At 60.0% G+C, this 22,697-nt stretch carries 19 protein-coding genes and 2 tRNA genes; 9 read left to right on the top strand and 12 right to left on the bottom strand.

The window, feature by feature from the left end:
- Nucleotides 1-73: 73 nt before the first annotated feature.
- Complete coding sequence (locus tag ISX84_RS18440) at nucleotides 74-1,234, top strand: aromatic ring-hydroxylating oxygenase subunit alpha (protein WP_195821873.1); 1,161 nt, start codon at nucleotides 74-76, stop codon at nucleotides 1,232-1,234.
- A complete protein-coding gene (locus ISX84_RS18435; protein ID WP_195821872.1) occupies nucleotides 1,231-1,473 on the top strand; it encodes a hypothetical protein in 243 nt (80 codons plus the stop codon). Before ISX84_RS18440 ends, ISX84_RS18435 begins: the two co-directional genes overlap by 4 nt.
- On the opposite strand, the gene ISX84_RS18430 is transcribed toward ISX84_RS18435, so the two are convergent.
- The 5 genes from ISX84_RS18430 to ISX84_RS18410 form a co-directional block, all read right to left on the bottom strand.
- Nucleotides 1,446-2,231, bottom strand: coding sequence for a DUF2189 domain-containing protein (locus ISX84_RS18430; protein WP_442800629.1), 786 nt, complete (start codon nucleotides 2,229-2,231; stop codon nucleotides 1,446-1,448). The two genes, ISX84_RS18435 and ISX84_RS18430, sit on opposite strands and share 28 nt — an antisense overlap.
- Nucleotides 2,232-2,331: 100 nt before the next feature.
- A complete protein-coding gene (gene prfB / locus ISX84_RS18425) occupies nucleotides 2,332-3,456 on the bottom strand; it encodes a peptide chain release factor 2 (RefSeq protein ID WP_195821871.1) in 1,125 nt (374 codons plus the stop codon).
- Nucleotides 3,457-3,538: 82 nt separating this feature from the next.
- Nucleotides 3,539-6,094 carry a penicillin-binding protein 1A gene (locus ISX84_RS18420; RefSeq protein ID WP_195821870.1) on the bottom strand — a complete coding sequence of 852 codons (2,556 nt, stop codon included), beginning with the start codon at nucleotides 6,092-6,094 and terminating at the stop codon, nucleotides 3,539-3,541.
- Nucleotides 6,095-6,211: 117 nt separating this feature from the next.
- Nucleotides 6,212-7,429 carry an N-acetylmuramoyl-L-alanine amidase gene (locus tag ISX84_RS18415; RefSeq protein WP_195821869.1) on the bottom strand — a complete coding sequence of 406 codons (1,218 nt, stop codon included), beginning with the start codon at nucleotides 7,427-7,429 and terminating at the stop codon, nucleotides 6,212-6,214.
- Between the two features lie 65 nt (nucleotides 7,430-7,494).
- Nucleotides 7,495-8,637, bottom strand: a complete 1,143-nt coding sequence (locus tag ISX84_RS18410; RefSeq protein WP_195821868.1) for a pyridoxal phosphate-dependent aminotransferase — start codon at nucleotides 8,635-8,637, stop codon at nucleotides 7,495-7,497.
- Between the two features lie 23 nt (nucleotides 8,638-8,660).
- On the opposite strand from ISX84_RS18410, the gene ISX84_RS18405 reads away from it, so the two are divergent.
- Entirely contained in the window at nucleotides 8,661-9,992 is a 1,332-nt protein-coding gene (locus ISX84_RS18405) for a M48 family metalloprotease (RefSeq protein WP_195821867.1), read from the top strand.
- Between the two features lie 4 nt (nucleotides 9,993-9,996).
- Nucleotides 9,997-10,743 (top strand): DsbA family protein, encoded by a 747-nt coding sequence (locus tag ISX84_RS18400; RefSeq protein ID WP_195821866.1) that lies wholly within the window; start codon nucleotides 9,997-9,999, stop codon nucleotides 10,741-10,743.
- A gap of 34 nt (nucleotides 10,744-10,777) precedes the next feature.
- Here ISX84_RS18400 and ispG read toward each other — a convergent pair whose 3' ends face one another.
- The 3 genes from ispG to hemA all read right to left on the bottom strand — a co-directional run bounded on the left by ispG (nucleotide 10,778) and on the right by hemA (nucleotide 14,589).
- Nucleotides 10,778-11,908, bottom strand: coding sequence for a flavodoxin-dependent (E)-4-hydroxy-3-methylbut-2-enyl-diphosphate synthase (gene ispG, locus ISX84_RS18395; protein ID WP_195821865.1), 1,131 nt, complete (start codon nucleotides 11,906-11,908; stop codon nucleotides 10,778-10,780).
- 88 nt (nucleotides 11,909-11,996) lie between these two features.
- Nucleotides 11,997-13,232 carry a helix-turn-helix domain-containing protein gene (locus ISX84_RS18390; protein ID WP_195821864.1) on the bottom strand — a complete coding sequence of 412 codons (1,236 nt, stop codon included), beginning with the start codon at nucleotides 13,230-13,232 and terminating at the stop codon, nucleotides 11,997-11,999.
- Between the two features lie 133 nt (nucleotides 13,233-13,365).
- Nucleotides 13,366-14,589: a 5-aminolevulinate synthase gene (hemA, locus tag ISX84_RS18385; protein WP_195821863.1), complete on the bottom strand. Its 1,224-nt coding sequence runs from the start codon at nucleotides 14,587-14,589 to the stop codon at nucleotides 13,366-13,368.
- 243 nt (nucleotides 14,590-14,832) lie between these two features.
- On the opposite strand from hemA, the gene ISX84_RS18380 reads away from it, so the two are divergent.
- Nucleotides 14,833-16,206, top strand: coding sequence for a M20/M25/M40 family metallo-hydrolase (locus ISX84_RS18380; RefSeq protein WP_195821862.1), 1,374 nt, complete (start codon nucleotides 14,833-14,835; stop codon nucleotides 16,204-16,206).
- A gap of 58 nt (nucleotides 16,207-16,264) precedes the next feature.
- A complete protein-coding gene (locus ISX84_RS18375; protein ID WP_195821861.1) occupies nucleotides 16,265-17,134 on the top strand; it encodes an alpha/beta fold hydrolase in 870 nt (289 codons plus the stop codon).
- A 5-nt stretch (nucleotides 17,135-17,139) separates the two neighbouring features.
- Here the strand turns inward: ISX84_RS18375 and ISX84_RS18370 are convergent.
- A tRNA-Asp gene (locus tag ISX84_RS18370) sits at nucleotides 17,140-17,216 on the bottom strand.
- Nucleotides 17,217-18,092: 876 nt separating this feature from the next.
- On the opposite strand from ISX84_RS18370, the gene ISX84_RS18365 reads away from it, so the two are divergent.
- Nucleotides 18,093-18,548, top strand: a complete 456-nt coding sequence (locus tag ISX84_RS18365) for a hypothetical protein (protein ID WP_195821860.1) — start codon at nucleotides 18,093-18,095, stop codon at nucleotides 18,546-18,548.
- Nucleotides 18,549-18,792: 244 nt separating this feature from the next.
- The gene (locus ISX84_RS18360; protein WP_195821859.1) at nucleotides 18,793-19,407 is read left to right on the top strand and encodes a hypothetical protein; all 615 of its coding nucleotides are present in this window, start codon (nucleotides 18,793-18,795) and stop codon (nucleotides 19,405-19,407) included.
- 128 nt (nucleotides 19,408-19,535) lie between these two features.
- On the opposite strand, the gene ISX84_RS18355 is transcribed toward ISX84_RS18360, so the two are convergent.
- Both ISX84_RS18355 and ISX84_RS18350 read right to left on the bottom strand, forming a co-directional pair.
- Nucleotides 19,536-20,096 (bottom strand): tautomerase family protein, encoded by a 561-nt coding sequence (locus tag ISX84_RS18355; RefSeq protein WP_195821858.1) that lies wholly within the window; start codon nucleotides 20,094-20,096, stop codon nucleotides 19,536-19,538.
- 65 nt (nucleotides 20,097-20,161) lie between these two features.
- Nucleotides 20,162-21,343 (bottom strand): MFS transporter, encoded by a 1,182-nt coding sequence (locus ISX84_RS18350; protein ID WP_195821857.1) that lies wholly within the window; start codon nucleotides 21,341-21,343, stop codon nucleotides 20,162-20,164.
- A gap of 66 nt (nucleotides 21,344-21,409) precedes the next feature.
- On the opposite strand from ISX84_RS18350, the gene ISX84_RS18345 reads away from it, so the two are divergent.
- A complete protein-coding gene (locus ISX84_RS18345; RefSeq protein ID WP_195821856.1) occupies nucleotides 21,410-22,237 on the top strand; it encodes a LysR family transcriptional regulator in 828 nt (275 codons plus the stop codon).
- A 276-nt stretch (nucleotides 22,238-22,513) separates the two neighbouring features.
- On the opposite strand, the gene ISX84_RS18340 is transcribed toward ISX84_RS18345, so the two are convergent.
- A tRNA-Asp gene (locus tag ISX84_RS18340) sits at nucleotides 22,514-22,590 on the bottom strand.
- Nucleotides 22,591-22,697: the final 107 nt, after the last annotated feature.

The raw sequence follows: 22,697 nt of genomic DNA, 5'->3' as shown, positions 1-22,697 counted from the left end.
CGGGTCGCTTTGAGCACGGCATGGAGCGGTTGTTGGCGTATGATTTTGGCCACGAACCGCAAGGAGAGTTGCCATGGATCGCCTGCCCACCGACCTGTCGAACGTGCGTCGCCCGATTGCCGAGGCAAACGGTCTGCCAAACGCGCATTACACCGATGCCACCGTGTTCGAGGAAGAAAAACACGCCTTGCTCTATGACAGCTGGTCGGGTCTTGCCGTGGCTGCGGATGTGCCGGAAATCGGTGATGCCGTTCCGCTCAGCTTTCTTGGCATGCCTCTTTTGTTGGTGCGGGATCGCCAGAACAATGTCCGCGTCTTTCAAAACATCTGCCGCCATCGCGGCATGGTCCTCGTGACGGAACCGCGCAGGATCGAAGGGGCCATCCGCTGCCCCTATCACAGCTGGTGTTACTCCACGAACGGCGACCTGATCAGCACGCCGCATGTCGGCGGGCCGGGTCAGAACAAACACGCCGGGATCGACCGTAGCCTGCTGGGGCTGGTCGAAGTGCGCAGCCACATCTGGATGGGCGTGGTCTGGATCAATATCTCCGGCTCGGCGCCCGACTTCGAGACCGCCAATGCCACCTTGCTGCAACGCTGGGCAGCGTTCGACCAGCCTCTGTACCACGGTGGTGCAGACAGCACCTTTACACTCGAGGTCAACTGCAACTGGAAACTGGCGGTGGAAAACTACTGCGAAAGCTACCACCTGCCCTGGGTCCACCCGGGCCTGAACAGCTACTCCCGGCTGGAAGACCACTATCATATTGAAGAAGAAGAGCTTTTTTCCGGTCAGGGCACATGGGTTTATCGTCAGCTCAAGGGCGACAAAGGCGAGGTGTTCCCGGACTTCAAAGGGTTGAGCGACAAATGGGACACGGCAGCGGAATACATCACCGCCTTTCCCAATGTCCTGCTTGGCGTGCACCGGGATCATACCTATGCGATCATTTTGGAACCACAGGGGCCGGAAAAAACCCGCGAGCATGTGCACCTGTTTTATGCCACGCCCGCGACAGATGACGCGCTGCGCGCGCGCAATACCAAGCAGTGGAAAGACATCTTTGTCGAAGACGTCTTTGTCGTCGAGGGCATGCAGCGCGGGCGCCATGCGGTCTCCTTCGATGGTGGTCGGTTTTCGCCAGCGATGGATGGCCCGACGCATCTTTTCCATGCCTGGGTTGCCGGGCGGGTACAGCAGCAGCGGATGGTGGCGCAGGCGGCGCAATGAACGAACTCGAGGCGCGTCTTTTGGCGGCCCATGCCGATGACGACCGCGCGGCCCTTGTGAGGCTCTACACCGAAGCCGCGGATCAGGCGATGGATGAGGACGCCGCCGCCTTCTACCTGACCCACGCCTATGTCTATGCGCTGGAACTTGGTGCCCTGCAGGTCGGGGCGTTGCGACATCGGCTGGTTGATATGGGGCGGGAGGCTCCCCTTCAGGCGGTCTCTGACAGCAGCCGGTAAAGATGCCAGGAGGCATGCCCCAGCCACGGCAGGATGATCCATAGGCCCAGGAACCCGGGCAGCATGGCTGCGAAACTGAGCCCGGCAATCATGGCGGCCCAGACCAGCATCACCCCCGGGGCCTGCCGGACCACGCCAATGCTGGTGATCATCGCGGTAATGAAATCGATTTCACGGTCCAGCAACAGCGGCAGACCGATGACCGTGATGCTGTAGATCAGCAGCGCAAAGAGTCCGCCGATCAGCGTACCAAAGGCCAGCATGCTCAATCCGTTCAAGGTGAGAAACACCTCGTAAGATGTTGATATATTTGTCATCGTGGTCAGACCGAGGAAGAGCGCAAAGATCATGTGGCCAAGGAAAAACCAGAACATAAAGATCACCACCATCATCGTGCACAGCGACGGCAATTGGCGCAGGCGCTGTTGCCAGATCACGCCGAACACAGCGCCGGGTGGCACGGGTGTGCCGCGTTCCAGGCGCCGAGACACTTCATAAAGCCCGACGGCGGCAAATGGCCCCAGCAGAGGAAACCCGATCGCCGCCAGCACGAGCCAGAAACTATGGCCGGTGATGGCGGTGACGCCAATCATCGCCCAGCCTGCGAGAATATAGAAACTGGCGAAGGTCAGCCCGTAGAACGGATGACGGCGAAAATCCTGCGCGCCACGGCGGAGCGCCTCCTTGAGATCTTCAAAACGGGGCTGGCGCAGGCTTGGTGCGCCCATCCCCATTTCGGCGGTTGCTGATGCTGCCATGACGATTCCTCCCGTGTCGCCAGAAGTATAACACGACGACGATATACGGTGGCCAGCGCGAGATCACTCCAACTGACGCCAAATAGCAGCGTATTCGGCTTTAGCCGCCCTGCGCCTCGGCGCGTGTCTTGCCGGAAACGTCCAGCGCCAGGGTGGCCGCCATCAGACCATCAAGATCGCCATCAAGCACGCCCTTGGTGTCGGAGGTTTCAAAGTTTGTCCGCAGGTCCTTGACCATCTGGTAGGGCTGCAGCACGTAGGAGCGGATCTGGTTGCCCCAGCCCGCATCGCCCTTGTTCTCATGGGCCTCGTTGATCGCGGCGTTGCGCCGGTCCAACTCCATCTGATAAAGCCGCGATTTCAGCGCCTTCATCGCGATATCGCGGTTCTGGTGCTGCGATTTCTCGGAGCTTGTCACAACGATGCCGGTCGGGTGGTGGGTGATCCGCACGGCGGAATCGGTGGTGTTCACGTGCTGGCCGCCCGCGCCCGAGGAGCGGTAGGTGTCGATGCGGATATCTGCCGGGTTCACCTCGATATCGATGTTGTCATCGACGACCGGGTAGACCCAGACGGAGGTAAAGGACGTGTGCCGTTTGGCGGCGGAATCAAACGGCGAAATCCGCACCAGACGGTGCACACCGCTTTCGGATTTCAGCCAGCCATAGGCGTTCACACCGCTGATCTTGTAGGTGGCGGATTTGATCCCCGCCTCTTCCCCGGCGCTCTCCGCCTGCAGTTCGACCTTATAGCCCTTCTTTTCCGCCCAGCGGACATACATGCGCGCCAGCATGGACGCCCAGTCACAGCTTTCGGTGCCCCCTGCCCCCGCGTTCACCTCCAGGAAGGTGTCATTCCCGTCCGCTTCGCCGTCCAGCAGCGCCTCAAGCTCTTTCTGTGCGGCCTTTTCTTCGAGCGATTTCAGCGCGGCCTCGGCCTCGCTGACGACCTCTTCGTCCTCTTCCATCTCGCCCAGCTCAATCAGCTCGACGTTATCCGTCAGGTCCTGCTTGATGCTCTCATAGGTGCCGAGCGCATCGACAAGCATCTGCCGGTCCCGCATCAGCTTTTGCGCCGCATCCGGATCGTCCCAGAGGTTCGGATCCTCGACACGCGCATTGAATTCCTCAAGCCGGAACGGCGCGGTTTCGACGTCCAGCCGCTGCGCCAGCAGTTCAAGCGATTTTTCGATCTTTTCGACGGTGTTTTGTGCGTCAGCACGCATGGTCAAAACCTTTGGCGTTAAGTCTGAAAGCGGTGATAAACCAGCGCCCTGCCAGCGGCAAGGGAGCCACGCGACCCCATCGCTAATAAAGACCGCCCGAGCTCAACGTTCCGAAATCCGCCTTGGGGCCAACCGTCGCCGTTTCGCCCGTGGACGTGGTCACCTCCCGGGTCTGGCGCGAGCCCACTTCCTTGAAGAGCGGCAGGTTCTGCCCCATCGCAAAGCCGCCATCGTAAGTGATGCCAAAGATCGGTTGCTCCCCCTCGCGGAAATATTCTGCCACCACCGAAGCCCCCGTTGCGCTGTCATCCAGACGCGCGCCGGTGAAGCGGTCGATCTTGATGAACCGGCCACCGGGCGGCACTTCGAACGGTCCGCCGCCGTATTTCTTGGTCGCCTCTTCCATGAACTCCTGGAACACCGGTCCGCACATGGTGCCGCCATAGGCGCTGCGCCCCAGACTGCGGGGCTGGTCATATCCGATGTAGCAGCCCGCCACGATATTGCTGGTGAACCCGACAAACCAGACATCCTTGGCGTCGTTGGTCGTGCCCGTCTTTCCCGCCGTCGGCACCGGCAGGTTCACGTGGGCCGCCGCTGTGCCCCGGTCGACAACGCCGCGCATCATCGAGGTCAGCTGGTAGGCGGTAATCGCGTTCATCACCTGTTCGCGGTTGGAGATGACCTTGGGCGGCAGACCAGGCTCGAGACTGGGCTGCGCGCAGTCGTAACAGAGCCGCTCATCGTGGCGGTAAATCGTCTTGCCATAGCGGTCCTGCACCCGGTCCACGAGTGTTGGCCGAACCCGCTCGCCGCCATTGGCGAACATCGCATAGGCTGCAACCATCTGATAAAGCGTGGTTTCCTCGGAGCCCAGCGAGTTTGCGAGGAACGTGCCCATGTTGTCGTAGACGCCAAACCGTTCGGCGTAATCGGCCACCACATTCATGCCGATCTCTTGCGCCAGCCGGATGGTCATCAGGTTACGGGACCTCTCGATGCCCGTGCGCAGGGGCGTCGGGCCATAGAATTCGCGCGAGGAATTGCGGGGCCGCCAGAGACCCTGCGGTGTGTTGATCTCAATGGGCGCATCCACGACGATGGTGGCCGGGGAATAGCCGCTGTCGAGCGCTGCGGCATAGACAAATGGTTTGAAGCTGGAGCCCGGCTGCCGCTTGGCCTGGGTGGCGCGGTTGAACACGCTGGACTGGTAGGAGAACCCACCCTGCATGGAGATCACACGGCCGGTGTTCACGTCCATCGCCACGAAACCACCCTGCACCTGCGGGACCTGCCGCAAGGTCCAGCGCACGAATGTACCGTCCTCGTCCGAGGTCATGGCGCGCACATGCACCACGTCACCAACTTCCAGCAGATCGCCTGCGACCTTCGCCTTACTGTTCAACTGGCCGTCTTCCGTGCGCTTGCGCGCCCAGGTCACGTCCTTGGCGGTGATGAAATGCCCGTCTTCATCCTCTTCGACACCTTCGATCCCGATCCGCGCGTCATTGCTCCCGACGGAGAGGACAACAGCCGGGTACCAGGGGCCGTCCAGATCGATGTCGCGCGCCATCTTGGTTTCCGACAGCGCCGCGCGCCAGCTTTCCTCGTCCTCCAGTTGGGCGGGGTCGATCTTGATCTTGGCCTCGCGCCAGACGCCTTGCTTGCGGTCGTAGTCCTCAAGGGCACGGCGCAGGGACGTGGCGGCGAGCGGCTGCAACTCCTGATCAATCGTTGCGCGTACGGTCAGACCGCCAGTGAAAAACTCACCCTCGCCAAAGTCCTCGGTCAGCTGACGCCGGATCTCATCGGTAAAGTAATCACGGGGCGGCAGTTCCGCCTTGAAGCTTTCGAAATCGCCGTTCTGCACCGACCGCAAGGGTTCGTTCAGCTCTGACAGCAGCACCTCCTGAGAGATATAGCCGTTCTCCATCATCTCCTTCAGCACGAAGTTGCGCCGCGCCAGCAGACGTTCTTTCTGGCGCACGGGATGATAGTCACTGGGCGCTTTTGGCAAGGACGCTAGGAAGGCCGCCTCATGCGGGGCCAGGTCGCTCAGCGGTTTGTTGAAATAGGTCTGGCTCGCCGCCGCGACGCCATAAGAGTTCTGGCCGAGGAAAATCTCATTCATGTAGAGCTCGAGGATCTGCTCCTTGCTCAGCGTTTCCTCAAGCCGGGCGGCGAGGATGATTTCCTTGATCTTGCGCTCTGCCCGGCGGTCGCCGGAGAGCAGGAAGTTCTTCATGACCTGCTGCGTGATGGTGGAGGCGCCGCGCACATCCTGTCCGCGCGACCGGATCGCATCCACGGCCGCAGCCCCGATGCCACGCAAATCATAGCCGTCGTGGGTGTAGAAATTCTTGTCTTCCGCCGAGATGAACGCCTGTTTCACGAGATCCGGGATCGTCTCCGCCGGGGCGAACAGTCTGCGCTCCTTGGCAAATTCGTCAATGATCTGGCCCTGACCGGAGTAAATCCGGCTGATGGTGGGCGGCGAATACTGGGCCAGCGACTCGTGGCTGGGCAAGTCCCGCCCATACATCCAGAAGATCGCGCCAACGGTCAGCGCAACCATGCCGATGGCCATGGTGATCGTGGTGAAGATGCCCCCGAAAAAGGACAGGATGAAACGGAACACTGGCAAGACGCCTTTCTACGCTGGACTGGGTTTACATATAGGCATTGCGGCAAGGCAGGTCAAAACACGATCCGGTGGCAGAGCAGCCGGATTACGCCGGTTTTCCGCCTTTGCGCCCTATTGCCGGACCAGAGGGCGTTTCGCCGCATCCGCGTCACGCCACGTCAGGATCGATTGCACCATACCACCCACGATCCCCGCGCGCCAAACCGGGTCGCGCAGGTTGTCCAGATCACGCTTGCTGGAGAGAAAACCAACCTCGACCAGAACCGAGGGGATATCGGCGGATTTCAGTACCGAAAACCCGGCTCTGCGCAGCGGGCGGCGGTTCATCGGCCCCCCGGCCTCTGTCATGCCGTCCACAAGCGCCTGCGCCAGCGCCTCGGAGCGGGGTTCGGTTTCCTGCCGGGCAAGATCCAGCAGCACGCTGGCCACCTGATCGTCGGACCCCGTCAGATCGGTGCCCGCGATGATATCAGCGCGGTTGTGACGGGCGGCCAAATGCGCGGTTGCGGTGTCGCTGGCCTCGTCCGATAGCACATAGACCGTTGCCCCCTGCGCGCCGCCCTGGCTCAGCGCATCCGCGTGCAGCGACAAAAACACATCCGCCCCGGCGCGATGCGCGATCGCCACGCGCCCTTCCAGCGAGACAAAAACATCCTCTTCCCGCGTCAGGACCACATCGATGTCAGCTGCGCGCAACAAGGCCTCGCGCAGCTCCTGCGCAATCTGCAGCATCAGCTCTTTTTCATTGATGTTTTCGCGTTCCGCGCCGGGATCGACCCCACCATGTCCGGGATCGAGTGCCACCACAAAGCGGTCATCGATCAGAGGTGCCACCACGGGTTGCGCAGCCGGTTCCGGCCACAGGGCGTTTTTCGGCGCCCCTGCCCGGGCTGCAAATTCACTGTCGGACGCCGGTGTCAGATCGACCCGCAGTACCGCCTGACCGGAGCCTTCGTTGACAGTCATGCCGATCTCATCGGGCACCATCGGCTCGGTCATGCCCGCGACAAGCCGCGACCATCCGGGTTGAAAGTTGCCGAACCGTACATCCGTGAGAGCACTGCCCTCGGCCAGCAGATCGGTGGCGCGCACGCCGGACCAATCCACTTCGCGAAAATCGATCACCAGCCGGGGCGGCCCGTCCAATGTAAACACCCGAAACGGCACCCCCTGGCTGAGGTGCAATGTGACTTCGGACCGGCCAAACCAACCCGTCTCGATCCGACTCTTGTCCGGATCGACGCGCGCGATGGCGCTGAGCTCTTGCGCCGCGCCCGGACCGATGCACAGCGTCACAAGGACCGCCCAAAGGGATATCTGCCGGATCATCTACTGCTCTGCCGGTTGTTGTTTTGCCCATCCTAGCAAAGCTGCGGCACAGGGGGAATCCCCGATCAGCGGCGCTGCATGAAATCCTTGAGCCTGCCCAGACCCTCGACGATGTCGGCTGTGCTGCGGGCGTAGGAAAACCGCAACGTCGTATGCCCCCGTTCGGGATCGAAATCGAGACCCGGCGTGACCGACACCCCCGCCTGCTCCAGAATTTCGGCGGCAAAGGCACGGCTGTCCTGCGTCAGGTCAGACACGTCGGCATAGACGTAAAACGCGCCATCCGGCGGGGCGATCCTGGTGAACCCGGCCTCCGGCAACCCCGACAGCATCAAATCGCGGTTTGCCCGGTAGACGGCCATGTTCGTCTGCAATTCGTCCTCCGCATCCATTGCGGCAAGGGCTGCGATCTGGCTGGCATGCGGGGCGCAGATGAACATGTTTTGGGCAATGCGCTCGACGATGCGCACATGATCTTCGGGCACCACCATCCAGCCCACGCGCCAGCCGGTCATCGAAAAATACTTGGAAAACGAATTGATCACATAGACATCGTCCGTGATCTGCAGAGCGGTGACGGCCTTGGCGTCGTATTCGATGCCGTGGTAAATTTCATCTGAAATGAACGACGCCTCCTGCGCCTGCGCCGCCTCAATCAGGGCGCGCAAGGCGGGCGTGTCGAGCATCGTCCCGGTAGGGTTCGCCGGTGACGCCACCATCAGCCCGGCCAGATCCATGCCTGCGACATCCTGCGGCACAGGCTGATAGCGGTTTTCCAGCGCCGTGGGCAGGTCGACCGGCGTCAAATCCAGCGCCCGCAGGATCTGCCGGTAGCTGGGATAGCCCGGTGCGCCGATCCCCACCCGGTCGCCCGTGTCGAAAAGCGCCGTGAAACCCAGCAGGAACCCGCCAGAGGAGCCGGGCGTGATCACCACCCGGTTCGGATCGAGATCGACGTCGTACCAATCGCCATACATACGGGCAACGCGCGCGCGCAACGCGGGCAGCCCCAGGGCCACGGTATAGCCCAGCGGGCCCGCCGCCATCGCGTGGCTCAGTGCCTCTGCCGCAGCCGTGGGCGCACCGGTGCCGGGTTGGCCGACCTCCATGTGAATGATGTGACGACCGGCATCCTCCAGACGGCGCGCGGCCTCCATCACATCCATCACAATGAAGGGATCGACCAAGGACCGCCTTGAACTCCGCATGAAATCACTCCAGTCTTTTCCTCATGGTCTTTCACCTTGTCTTCCGACTGACGTCAATCCCGGCACTGCTGATCTGGCTTCTGGTGGCGCCCTTGCAGGCCCAGGGCCTCCTGCGGGATGCCGATCTGGAATACGGGCTCAAGCAGCTGGCGGCCCCTATTCTGGGCGCGGCGGGCCTCAGCTCTTCGCGGGTCAAGGTGTTGGTGGTGAACGACAATTCGCTCAACGCCTTTGTGGTCAGCAATGATGTGATTTTCGTTCACTACGGGCTGATCAACCAGATGCAGTCGGCCCCAATGCTGCAGGCGGTGCTGGCCCATGAGGCCGCGCATATCGTCAACGGGCACATCACCCGGCGCATGACCAATATGGCCAGTGCGCGTACTGCCGCCGGCTTTGGGCTTGCGTTGGCAGCGGTGGCTGCTGCAGCGGGTGCCGGCAGTGCGGCGGGCGGGATTGCGCTGGGGACACAGACATCGGCGCAAGCGCGTTTTTTCAAACACACCCGCGCCGAAGAGGCCTCCGCCGATCAATCCGGCATCCGTTTCATGAAATCCAGCGGGGTCGATCCGCAGGGCATGGCAGACGTGCTGGATCTGTTTCGCGGTCAGGAAGTGCTCGCTGAAACCCGCCAGGACCCTTACCTGCGCAGCCACCCCCTCTCGCGGGATCGTTTTCGCGCGGTCGAGGGCTTTGTTGCCGCCTACGGGCGCCAGGGGTCGGAAAACCCGGAGGCGGCCTATTGGTTCGAGCGGGTGAAGGGAAAGCTCAGCGCGTATACACGCTCGCCGAAATGGACATTGCGCAGGCTGAATGACAGCCCTTATGCCGATGTCCGCCTGCTGCGCGAAGCCATCGCGGAACACCGGCAGTCTCGCACCAAACAGGCGCTGGCCGCAATCGACAAGGCCATCGCACAACGCCCAAGCGATCCCTTTCTGCACGACCAGCGGGGGCAGATCCTGCTGGAGACGCGGAATTTCCAGGCGGCCGTGGCAGCCTATGGGCGCGCGGCACAGCTTGCGCCCAATGACGCGCTGATCCTGTCCGGCTATGGCGGTGCTTTGCTCGCCGCTGGCGACGTCAAACGTGCCCGCCAGTATCTGGAAAAGGCACGCACCATCGATTTTCGCGATGGCTCCATGCTGCGCGACCTGTCCGTGGCCTACGCGAAATCCGGGCAGACCGGCATGGCGTCCCTTGTCACCGCAGAACGCTATGCCCTGTCCGGCAGAATGGAAGACGCTGGTATTCACGCCAAACGCGCTGTAGGTCTGCTCTCTACCGGCACCGGCCCTTGGCAACGCGCTCAGGATGTGTTGATTGCATCCGAACGCGCCGAAAAACGGAGATAACCCAATGCTCAACCGCCTGATCCTCCCCGCCCTATTGGCCGCCTGGGCGCTTTCCGCCGCAGCGCTTGACCTGAAGACAATGGGCGCGGAGGAGCGCGCGCTCTTTCGCGCCGAGGTGCGCGCCTATCTGATGGAAAATCCCGAAGTGATCATGGAGGCGGTGCAGGCGCTGGAGAACCGCCAGGCCGAGGCACAGGCGAAGGCGGACCTGACGCTGGTGTCGGACCATGCCGATGCGATTTTCAACGACGGTTTTTCCTATGTCGGCGGCAACCCGGAGGGCGACATCACGCTGGTGGAGTTCATGGACTACCGCTGTGGTTTTTGCAAACGCGCCTATGGTGAGGTTGAAAAGCTTCTGGAAACGGACGGAAACATCCGTTTCATTGTGAAGGAATTCCCGATCCTGGGGGAGCAGTCCCTGCTGGCGTCACGCTTTGTGATTGCCGCGAAACAGCTGGACGGCGATGAGGCGTACAGGTCCTTGCATGACGCGTTGATGGTGTTCAATGGCGACATTACGCTGCCCGCATTGCGTCGCTTGTCAGAGACGTATGGGCTTGATGCCGACGCGATCGAGGCGCGTATGGATGACGATTCCGTTACGGATGAGATCGCCCGGACCCGTGCCCTTGCGCAAGAATTGCGCATCACGGGCACGCCGACTTTTGTGATGCATGACGAGATGTTGCGGGGCTTTCTGCCCTACGATCAGATGCGCGCCATCGTGGAAGAAAAACGCGATCTGTGAGCCGCGGAGAACCGCGCGCCTTAAGGTATTGAATTCACTCAGCAGCGCTCGGAATTGCCGCCTCCGCGTCGAGGGCGGCAGCCTTCGCCTCCACCTGCTCGACGATGTGGTCGATCATCTCGTCGTTGTTGAGCTTGTGGCTTTGCTTGCCCGCCAGATACACCATGCCGGAGCCCGCACCGCCGCCGGTGAATCCGACGTCGGTCATCAAGGCCTCGCCCGGACCGTTGACGACACAGCCGATGATGCTCAGGCTCATCGGCGTCTTGATGTGTTCCAGCCGTTTTTCCAGTTTCTCCACGGTCTTGATGACATCAAACCCTTGGCGCGCGCAGCTGGGGCAACTGATGATGTTCACGCCGCGATGGCGCAGCCCTAGTGATTTCAGGATTTCGTAGCCCACCTTGACCTCTTCCACCGGATCAGCAGAGAGGCTGACGCGGATCGTGTCGCCGATCCCCATCCAGAGCAGGTTCCCCAGACCAATAGCCGATTTGATCGTGCCCGAGGTCAAACCGCCGGCTTCGGTGATCCCCAAGTGGATGGGCGCATCCGTGGCCTCAGCCAATTGCTGATACGCGGCGGCTGCCATGAAAACGTCGGAGGCTTTACAGGAAATCTTGAATTCGTGAAAGTCGTTGTCCTGCAGGATCTTGATGTGATCAAGGCCGGATTCCACCATCGCATCCGGGCAGGGTTCACCGTATTTGTCGAGCAGATGCTTCTCCAAACTGCCCGCGTTCACGCCGATCCGGATAGAGCAATTGTGGTCCCGCGCCGCTTTGATCACCTCTTTGACACGTTTTTCATCGCCTATATTGCCCGGGTTGATCCGCAAGCAGGCCGCACCAGCCTCTGCAGCTTCGATACCACGTTTGTAGTGAAAATGGATGTCGGCCACGATCGGTACGGAAACTTCCGGCACAATCTCCCGCAGTGCTTTTGAAGATGTCTGGTCCGGGACCGAAATGCGCACGATGTCCGCGCCCGCATCTGCGGCGGCCTGCACCTGTGCAATTGTCGCCTTCACATCGGTTGTGAGCGTATTTGTCATGGTCTGGACAGTGATGGGCGCATCGCCCCCCACAGGGACATTGCCCACCATGATCTGACGTGATGTGCGACGGTAGATGTTGCGCCACGGGCGCACATGGTTCAACGACATCAGCCTGTCCTTTGCCAAAAGCTCTTGGCCGGTAAAATAGACAGTCGGAGCGAGGCCCGCAATGGCAGGTTTTCGAAAGCTTTGTGCGCTATTCCGTCACTGGCGCCACAGGCGTCTGCAATTCGACAACCGTTGTGGCCAGCGCTTCGTCGGCAGCAAGATCGGCTACGGTGTAGCGCGCTTTCAACGTGTCGACCTCCAGCGGCAGTTTGGATGTGACTGTCCCGGTCTCACCGACGGGGCCATAATACTCGCCACTGAGGGCAAAGTAGATCGCACCGCTCTCACCGGTCCGCAGGGTCGGAGGCAGTTCGGATACGGGCGCGTCCCAGGTATCACCCGGCTCCATGATCGTCTCGAAAATGACGGTACCATCTGCCGCGCTCACACGTACCCAGGACGGACGGACGGCGACCATGCGCAACGCAGGCCCCGGGGCTTCAACCACTTGCGGCACAGGCATTGGTTCGGAGAGAGCAGCGGAAACGACTGCATCGATGGCGCCTGCAAAACTCTCCGTTTCCGGGACCACATCGTTTTCGACACTGGCAAAATTGCCAATCGAGCGTGGATCGATGGTGGAGATCGGGGCGTCCCGCGCCACCAGAACCGGCACATCGAGCGCCTGTGGCCGATAGAGACGGTCAAGTGCTTCGGCGCGGGGTTGGTCGATCACGCCGGGCGTCGGCGCCTCTGCCGTGGTATCCGGCGCTGCCGCCAGAACACCATCCAAAGGATCGAGATCGGACAGAACAATCGGCGTCTGCTCCACCGGCGCCACTTGCACCCGCTGCACTTCCTGCAGCACGGAATAGCCGCCGAAGCCAATCGCGCTGATCAACGCCAGCAGCACCAGAGAGGAGCCGATGGCGCTGGGTTCAATACCGGAGAAGAACCCGTCACGTGTCGGTACAAACGGCGTACCGGGACGGTTGAACATATCGCCATCCATCTGCCGGTTGCTCGCGTCGCTGCCGGATTTCTTTACGACGGAGGCCTTTGACGACATGCCGTGCGCGACGGCAAAACCGCTTTCCTCGCAGAAAGTCTCAAATGCCTCATCCGGGTTCATGCCGAGATAGCGCGCATAAGAGCGTACGTAGCCCGCAATAAAGCCTGGGGTGTCAAACGCGTCGGGATCGCAATTTTCGATGGCCGCGATATAGGCGGCCTTGATCCGCAGTTCGCGCTGTACGTCGAGAAGGGATTTGCCCATGGTGGCGCGTTCGCCGCGCATCACGTCGCCGAGGCGCAAGTCGAAATCATCGAACGCCTTGCGTTCGACTTTCTCCTCCACACCCTGTGAGTGCTTACGCCCAATCATACCACGTCCTGCCCCGTCTTCCCGTGCCTGCCTAACGCCTCCGTCAGACTTAGAATCGTCCCCACGATTCGTACCTGACCTCTTGTTTATGTTAGGTTAACACAAGACAACTGCAATTTCATCCAGGTGGATGTTAACCTACATCTTCGGCACGATTTAGCGCACAATGTGACCAAAGTCCGTCCATTGCGTGAACCAGAGCGTCCATTTCATCCGGTCCATGTACGGGCGATGGCGTGAAGCGGAGGCGTTCCGTGCCCCGAGGGACGGTCGGAAAATTAATCGGTTGAACATAGATGCCGTGATCGTCCAGCAGCATGTCGCTGAGCAGTTTTGTATGCACGGGATTGCCCACAATCACAGGAACGATATGGCTGCCGTAGTCGATGATCGGCAGTCCCAGCCCCTTCAGGCGCAGCTTGAGAATACGGGCCTGGGTCTGGTGCTGTTCCCGCAATTCAGGCGCACGTTTCAGGAAGGCAACGGAGGCAGCAGCCCCCGCGGCGATGGTTGGTGGCAGCGAGGTCGTGAAGATGAACCCCGGCGCGTAAGACCTTATTGCATCACACATTTTCTCCGATGCAGCAATGTAGCCACCCATCACGCCGAAGGCCTTGGCGAGCGTGCCGTTGATGATGTCGAGGCGGTGCATCAGCCGGTCGCGTTCCGCCACACCAGCACCGCGCGCGCCGTACATGCCCACTGCATGCACCTCGTCGATATAGGTCAGCGCTCCAAACTCATCGGCAAGATCGCAAATTTCTTCGATCGGACCGAAATCGCCATCCATTGAATAAATTGATTCAAAAGCGATGATCTTTGGCGCTGCCGGGTCGTCCGCTTCGAGCAATTCGCGCAAATGTGCGACATCATTGTGGCGGAAGATCCGTTTTGCCCCGCCGTTGCGGCGCACGCCCTCAATCATCGAGGCGTGGTTCAAAGCGTCGGAATAGATGATCAGGCCTGGAAACAGTTTCGGCAATGTCGACAGCGTTGCGTCATTTGCGATGTAGGCGGAGGTAAAGAGCAAGGCCGATTCCTTGCCATGCAGATCCGCCAGTTCCGCTTCCAGCCGCTTGTGATAGACCGTGGTGCCGGAGATATTGCGCGTGCCACCAGAGCCCGCGCCCGTGGCATCGAGCGCTTCATGCATCGCGTCGAGCACGACCGGGTGCTGCCCCATGCCGAGGTAGTCGTTCCCGCACCAGACCGTGACAGGCTGGGTCGTGCCATCGGGCCGGGTGCGCGTGGCATGGGGGAAATGGCCGTTGTGCCGCTCGATATCGATGAAGGTCCTGTAGCGGCCTTCTTCGTGCAGACGCGCAATGGCCTGATCCAGCTTGTCGTTGTAGCTCACCCGGTGTCTCCTTGGTTCGATCCCGGGCCGTCGGTGCCTTTGGAATCCTTCTAAGTAAAGCAATATAGTTCCCGTGCTTAAGGTTCAATCATCTTAAGGTGCACACCATGTCGCAGCCTTGACATGCATCAAGTGAAGACTTCGTCACGTCTGCGTTCGGGGTGGTTACGGATTCTGCCCGATGACCGCTAGACACCGCCCGGCGCGCTGATACGGTTTGCAGCGAAGCAAAGGAGCCCTCTGATGTCACTCGACCCCGTCTTATCCCGTATCGATTCCGATCTGCCCGCTGCGATGGAGCGCCTTAAGACGTTGCTGCGGATCCCCTCCGTTTCCACCGATCCCGCCTACAAGGCCGAGTGCGACAAGGCCGCGGACTGGTTGGTTGCCGATCTGAACAGCCTCGGGATCAAGACCGAAAAGCGCGCAACCCCCGGCCATCCGATGGTTGTGGGCCATCTGGACGGTCCCGGCCCGCATCTGTTGTTTTACGGACATTATGATGTGCAACCGGTTGACCCCATTGAGCTTTGGGACAATGACCCCTTTGATCCGCAGATTGAGGACACCCCCAAGGGCAAGGTCATTCGCGGGCGCGGGACCTCAGATGACAAGGGGCAGTTGATGACTTTTGTCGAAGCCTGCCGCGCCTGGAAGGCAGAGCATGGCAGCCTGCCCTGCAAACTGACCTTCTTTCTGGAGGGTGAGGAAGAGAGCGGCTCCCCCTCCCTCGTGCCCTTCATGCAGGACAACGCGGCAGAGCTGAAATCCGACATCGCGCTGATCTGCGACACTGGCCTTTTCGAGAGCAAGACCCCCGCCATCGTGACGATGCTGCGCGGTCTGCTGGGGGAGGAGATCACCATCACCGGCCCAGACATCGATCTGCATTCGGGCATGTATGGGGGCGTGGCGATCAACCCGGTGCGGGTGCTGTCCCGGATCATCGCCGCCCTGCACGACGATGAAGGACGGATCACCGTGCCGGGGTTCTATGATGGTGTGCCGGAGCTGCCTGACGAGATTGAGGCGCAGTGGCAGGGGCTGGCCTTTGATCACGCAGCGTTTCTGGGAGATGTTGGCCTGTCCAGGCCCGCGGGCGAACAGGATCGCACGCCGCTGGAAATGATCTGGTCGCGGCCGACCTGCGAGGTGAACGGCATCTGGGGCGGCTACACCGGGGACGGGTTCAAGACCGTCCTGCCCTCGAAAGCCCATGCCAAGATCAGTTTCCGGTTGGTCGGGGATCAGGACCCGCTGGTGATCCGCGAAAGCTTCCGCGCCATGGTGCGCGATATGCTGCCCGAGGATTGTGAAGTCAGCTTCAACGACCACGGGGCCGGCAAGGCCTCGATGACGGAAACAGATGACCCGAGCTTTGAGGCGGCGCGTAAGGCGCTCACCGAGGAATGGCAGGTGCCTGCGGCCTATGTCGGCTGTGGCGGGTCGATCCCGATTGCCGGGCATTTCCAGAAAATCCTCGGGACCACGCCGATGCTGATTGGCTTTGGCAAGGATGATGACGCGCTGCATTCGCCGAACGAAAAATATGACGTGGAGAGCTTTCACAAGGGCATTCGCAGCTGGGCGCGCATCCTGGCCGCGCTTGCGCAATGATCAAGCGCGCCAGGTGGCCTAAAGCCCACCCTACCGCATCCTGGAGAGGGGCGGTGCGATGACAGATGCCCATCGCCCCCTTTTTGCGCAGGTGAACGGGCAGGATATCTGCTATGCGATCCAAGGCAGTGGGCCGCCGGTTTTGCTGCTGCACGGCTTTCCCCAGGCCCATGTGATGTGGCGCCCGGTGGCGGACGTGCTGGCCGCGCGGTTCACGGTGATCCGCCCGGACCTGCGCGGCTATGGCAACAGCAGCAAGCCACAGGGCACGGAAAACTACAGCTTTCGGCATATGGCGCAGGATCAGATCGCGCTGATGCGCCACCTGGGCTTTGACAGCTTTCACCTCGTCGGACATGACCGCGGCGGGCGCGTCGCCCACCGCCTGGCGCTGGATGCGCCGGACCGCGTCCGCAGCCTGACGGTGATGGACATTGTGCCCACGCATCTGCTGCTCGACCAACTCACCCGGCAGGTCGCAAAAGCCTACTATCACTGGTTTTTCCTCGCCCAGCCCTATCCCTTTCCGGAAACGATGATCGGGCATGACCCGGACAGCTACTTCGAGAGCTGCCTGCTGGGCTGGGGGGCTGCGAAACTGTCGGATTTCGAGCCGGAGGCACTGGCGGCCTATCGTACCGCATGGCGGGACCCTGAGGCGATCCGGGGCATGTGTGCCGACTACCGGGCCGCGCTTGCGCATGATTTCGATCTGGATACGCAGGATCTGCAACGGCAGGTGACCTGCCCTGCCCTCGTGCTTTTCGGCGGAGAAGGTGCGATGGCGAAAGCCTATGATGTCCCCGCCACCTGGCAAGACCGGCTGAGCAACATGCAGGCCAAAGCCATTCCCGGTGGGCATTTCTTTGTGGATCAGTCACCGCGGGAAACGGCGGAGGCCCTGATGAGGTTTCTGACGGATATCTGAGAAAATGGCGCGGTTGACGGGGCTCGAACCCGCGACCCCCGGCGTGACAGGCCGGTACTCTAACCAACTGAGCTACAACCGCGCGATGCCGTGCGGAATAGGCCAAGTCCACCAGACCGTCAATAGGACAGTTCAGAGGGAGCTGTCACACGCTGAAGAGAGCGCTCCACTGTCAAAAACTTGCTGTGCCAGCCTGCCGGAACGCCGTAGAGGCGTGACCTTAGGAGCGGACGGACTATCTGCGCGTGTGACGCATTTCAGGATAAAGTCGGCGTTCACTGACGCGGCGGTGGCCATTTTGGACGCCGTGAGACCGTAGACAATGGCCCTGCCCGGCCTGCATCAGTCTATCAACACGATGGACGGAACCCGAGAGGCCTGCGCCATTTCACCAGTCGCTGTGGAACGTCGCCCATCATTGACCCGATGTGCTGATTTTTCTGAGTCCGATCAATGGGCCGCGTCACGTAATACTGACCCAAACGTCAAGCATTTTTGACCCAGACCTGCAATACAACGCACCAGCTCGTCTGTCTGTCGTGCCGGACAAAAAGATCTTTCGCTGCGCTTGCGCGAATGGGCGTCGCAACCCGCGCCTATCACAACACCTTTCGTTCATTTGTTGACTGAGCGCTTGTCGTCGATCAGGCTACAGCTACTATTTTTTGGCATTTGGGAGACATGGCTTTGCAGAAATGTGATTTGGTCATGAAAGGTGGGACCACCTCTGGTGTTGTCTACCCACAGGCAATCTAAAAGATTGGACAAGCGTACCGGCTGCGCTCGGTCGGGGGGGCCTCTGCGGGCGCAATTGCGGCGACGGCAGAGTATCGGCGACAAACCTCAGCAGATAGAACGGATATTGGAGGTTATGACGCGGTCGCCGCCTTGTCCCAAGATCTGGGCGAGGATCTCACGCGCTACCTTCAGCTGTCAAACGACCTCGCACTTTTGTTTGATGTTTTCATCGCTTATCAAAAAGGCCCGGCAAAAAGACAAGGATGCATCTTGGTTCAAGCTGGCGCGGACGGTCTGGTCAAAACTCAAGCCCTATCGGGGCAAGCCGCTGCGCAATGGAGGCTTGATCGCAGGCAGCAGTGTTTTAGCGGGTATCTCTGGTGCTGGTTTTGGCATCAGTGCGCTGGGTGTAGGGGCCGGTCTGATCTGGGGGGTAGTGCAATTCGTCATTTCGCTTATCAAGACAATATCGGCCCAATTGAAGGCGAATGACTACGGTATGGTTCCGGGCACTACCGAGTTCGGTCGAGGCGATCCTAACGTTCCGGCCATCAGCGACTGGCTAACAGACCAGATCGATTCGATCGCAGGTCTGAGCGAAGGCGACCCGCTGACTCTGGGCGACCTGCGCAGTGGCCGGAACGGCGAGGCACCGGGTATTGAACTTCGGACCTAACCTCGCAACGGCCATATGCGCTGCCCCTGAAGATGCCCGGCCAGTACTTCTTCAACCCCGATGAGTTCTACAAGATCCTGCCTCGACGGGTGGTTGACTACATGGTGCGCTTGGGTCAAGGCGCGCAGCAGGATGGGCCAATTGGGAAAACGCTTTATCCTGTGCCAGTAAAGGATGCGTTCCCAGTGGTGCTGATGGCGCGCATGTCTTTGAGCTTTCCAATCCTTTTGCAGGCCGTACCGCTTTGTCGTCAGGACAGCGAGTATGGGTGCGATGCCTGTTTTCGGACGGGGGGTTTTCTTCGAATCTGCCCGTACATTTCTTCGATGCCTGGCTTCCGCGCCGCCCGACATTCGCCATCTCTCTTGGCGGATTCGATAAGACGCGCCATAGCGAAGCTACGGATCGGGTGCATTTCGATCAGGGCATCCGGGATCGGCTTGCGCTGCCAGTGCAACGTTTCGATAGGCCAATCGGCTTTCTGTTTTCGATCTTCAACTCCGCGAAGGACTGGCGAGATACGCTGCAATCGCAGGTACCGGGCATGTATGAACGCGTTGTTATAGTTCGGCTGGAACCCCATCAGGGTGGAACGAACATCGCCATGCCGCCAGAAGTCATTCAGCAGTTGATCGACTATGGCGCGGAAGCGGGGCGCAAGTTGGTAGAAGACTTTGACTTTGACGAAAACCGCTGGCGGCGGGCACTTGTCCTTTTGCCCGAAATCGAGAAGGCCCTGCCACGGCTGCGCGATGCAGTCCGGTCATCCCCCGCTGGTCCGAACAACTGGACCTATGAGGATCTAGCGCTCCAACATCGTTCACAGTTCTATCCTAACGACCCAGCCTGGCCAGAATAACGTTCTGGTGCCCGCGCTTACGGAATTGGCGAATTTGGGAGAGCAGATCGCAAATCAAAACCCAGCGCAGCGCATCGCTGCAGGAAATACTCCAGACTATGACGCTGACCTGCGTCTTGTCGCTTTTCCTAATCTTTCCCCGGGGAAGGGTTCAGGTAGCAGTGCGAGCGTCCAGCAAATTCGATGCCCTTGTCGGCCCAGACCTGCCGTTGATTGATCAAGTCGATTGCCGCGTTGCGGCCCGTCGAACCGGACTTTCGCTGCAGGTGCAAATTCGGACTTTTTTCCAGGTCAGCTGGTGCGAGGCCGAGCACTCTCTTCACAGAGCCTTGCTGGCTGAATGACCGGTCGATCGGGCCATTTTCTGTCAAGTAGATGATGGAGTTCTCTGGCGGGAATCCGATGTTTTTTAGCCGTTCTCTGACATCGAAGTAGAGCGCTTCCTTTTGATTATCCGAGCGCCCTGCTAACAAGGTGATATCGATGATGATTGTGGCAGCGACATCTCGTTCGCCCATGAAGGTGGGATGCAGGATCATGTCTTCGGCTGCATATCGTGACACGATACAGAAGTAGTCTTCGGGGTTCACCGCGCAGTTTTCAACCAGGCTGTCATGCAGCAGATCATTGATCTGCCGACATTTTTCGACTGATAGGTTCTGCGGAACATGTAGTTTATTGAACGGCATTTTGTGTCCTCAAACCTGAATCTCATGGGATGGATCATTCATCTGAGGCCTTGAGCCCCTGATTGTCATATATTGTCTCTGCTTTGGCATTTGTCACGTTGATACGTGCCCCATCCAAGAATGACGGCGGATGCAACGGCGCACGCCGATCCTGTGAATATGACGGTTTGGAAGTCTGTTGCCTGCGCGATCAGTCCCGCAGAGGGGCCAGCAACCACTAGGGTGATCATCATCGTGTTCCAGTACATGGCTGTCGCCTGGGCTGGTCGGTCCGCTGACAGCGATTGCACAAAGCTGATGGCGAGCGTCGAGAACAGGCCAAAGTAAATCCCTTCAAGTGCGGCACCCAACACCATGTGCGGGAAAGACCCAACCGTTGCGAGCACCAGAATTGCGACAATGGCAAGTTGTGCGGTGCCCATCAACGCAGTGCGCAGTCCAAAACGCGCGATAAGATAGGGTGTGCTCAAGATCGCAAAAAGCTCGACAAACGTCTTGATGCTGAAGGCCACACCGGGGGCATAACCGGCCAGGCCAACTTCTTGGACGAAAAAGATCGGAAGGGCTGAGAACGTGAGCGAGTGCGCCAGCGCAAGGCAAAACACGAATAGGACGGCTGCCAAAAGCTCGGGATTTCGGACAGCTTTCCCCACATCTTGTTGGTGCGCGAACGCCGGTCGCCGCGCCGCATCTCTTGGCGCTGTCCACCACCACAGAGCAAGCCAGACCAGACCAATTGCAAAGGCAGCCCGAAAAACGGCTGCAGCGCCAAATTGATCTGCGACCACAAAGCTGAGTGCCGGTCCGATCATCCATGATGTTGATGTGGTCGCACGCATGTATGCGTTGAAGGTGCTGTGTTGGATGCCACTGCGCTCAGCGAGGACACCGCCGAGGGAGAACATGGTCGACATGACGCTGGAGCCAAGACCAAAGCCGACCACGCCAACAGTCGCAACCGTCCCGAACCCGGGCGAAAGGGACAACGCCAAAGCGGCCACCGCATAGCCAAAGGCCGCCAAGCCCATCATCGGGAACGGGTTGCCACCCTTGTCCATTTGCCTCGCGAAGATGCGATTGGACAGGATGACAATCAGAGCAAAGAAACCCGTGTAAACACTGATGCTCCACGGTGCCTGTTGCAGGCCTTCAACGATGTAGAACCCCATGAAAGAGACGGCCATGGAATTGCAGACTGTTCCGACAAACAGCAAAGACAGGAACGCGAAGGGAATGGATTTTGTCATGTGGCCCGAGATTAACCGGTACAATTCAGTTGAAAAACAAGCCGATTTGAATTCATCATTTCACTTATGAACGAATATCTGAACACCGGTGGCGATGTCCGTTGGGATGACCTCGCGGCCTTCTTGGCCGTTGCGCGGGCGGGTGGCCTTGCCGCTGCGGCCAAAGAATGTGCCTCCAGTGCACCAACCCTCGGCAGGCGAATGCATGCGCTTGAGCGAGCCATGGGCCGTGAACTGTTCATCCGCCGCAGCCATGGGTACGGCCTGACGGACGCGGGCATTGAATTGATGCGTGAGATGGAAGGCGTGGCCATAAACATCACGAGGGCGACGACGGCGCCCAAAGAAGGCGGTCTGCCCCTGATCAAAGTGTCTGCAGGGACATGGACGTCGCTGGCGCTCGCGCGACAATGGCGGGACATCACCGGCGATCCCGCAGATGTCAGACTGCGCTTTGTGTCTTCCGAAGCTGTTCTCAGCATCACACGGCGGGAAGCGTCAATTGCCATCCGCAACAGCCGACCAACGGAGCATGGGCTTGCAGGGCGTAAACTGGCGCGCAATGAATTTGCGATCTATTCGGCCCGCGATGCCCCCGAAACCTGGATCATTCATAGCGTTGACACGCCGTCGTCCCGTTGGGCAAAATCACGCGCCGGTCAGGATGTCTGTCTCGAAGTCAGCCATCCACGCCTTGGCCTTGATCTCGCTCAGGAAGGGGCAGGCCAGATCGTCTTGCCAACGTTCATTGGTGAGAAGGACGTGAACCTCGAACGGCGCTCTGAGGTCATCAGTGAGTTATCGCATGATGCCTGGCTCGTTGCACATGACGATGACAGGCATTTGCCTGAAATACGCCGGGTTATTGACCGCGTCACCAAGCTCCGGTGTTAAAGACCCGCCAAAATACCCAATTCCAAAGACCCGCCGTTCGCCGCGGTCCGACGAGTGATCAGGTTGGGCTCTTCCTAGACCTTCGCCGCGATCTGCGCGACGGTCGGCTATGTCGGTTTTCTGATTTTGGGTCAGTTTTTGACGTGAAGGTCAAAGTCGTCTGACGTTCCACAGTCGCGCGCCGCCTTTCGCAGAAGGATGCGAGGGGATCGCAGACTGGCGATAGCGGGTTATTGAACGAAAAAAGGGACCCGAAGGTCCCTTTTCAAGCAGCGGTGGCGCGGTTGACGGGGCTCGAACCCGCGACCCCCGGCGTGACAGGCCGGTACTCTAACCAACTGAGCTACAACCGCCCACTGCACACACGGGACGTTGCCCGCGCGTTGGGACGTCTTAGGCGGGCGCATCAGGCGCGTCAAGCGGGTAGCGTGCCGAGGATGCGAATTTTTTGCCAAAAATC

The sequence above is a fragment of the Roseobacter sp. MH60115 genome (genome assembly GCF_015644665.1).
GTDB lineage: Bacteria > Pseudomonadota > Alphaproteobacteria > Rhodobacterales > Rhodobacteraceae > Roseobacter.
Note: the sequence above shows the minus strand (reverse complement) of the source record. Positions and strands in the feature narration are given on the sequence as shown.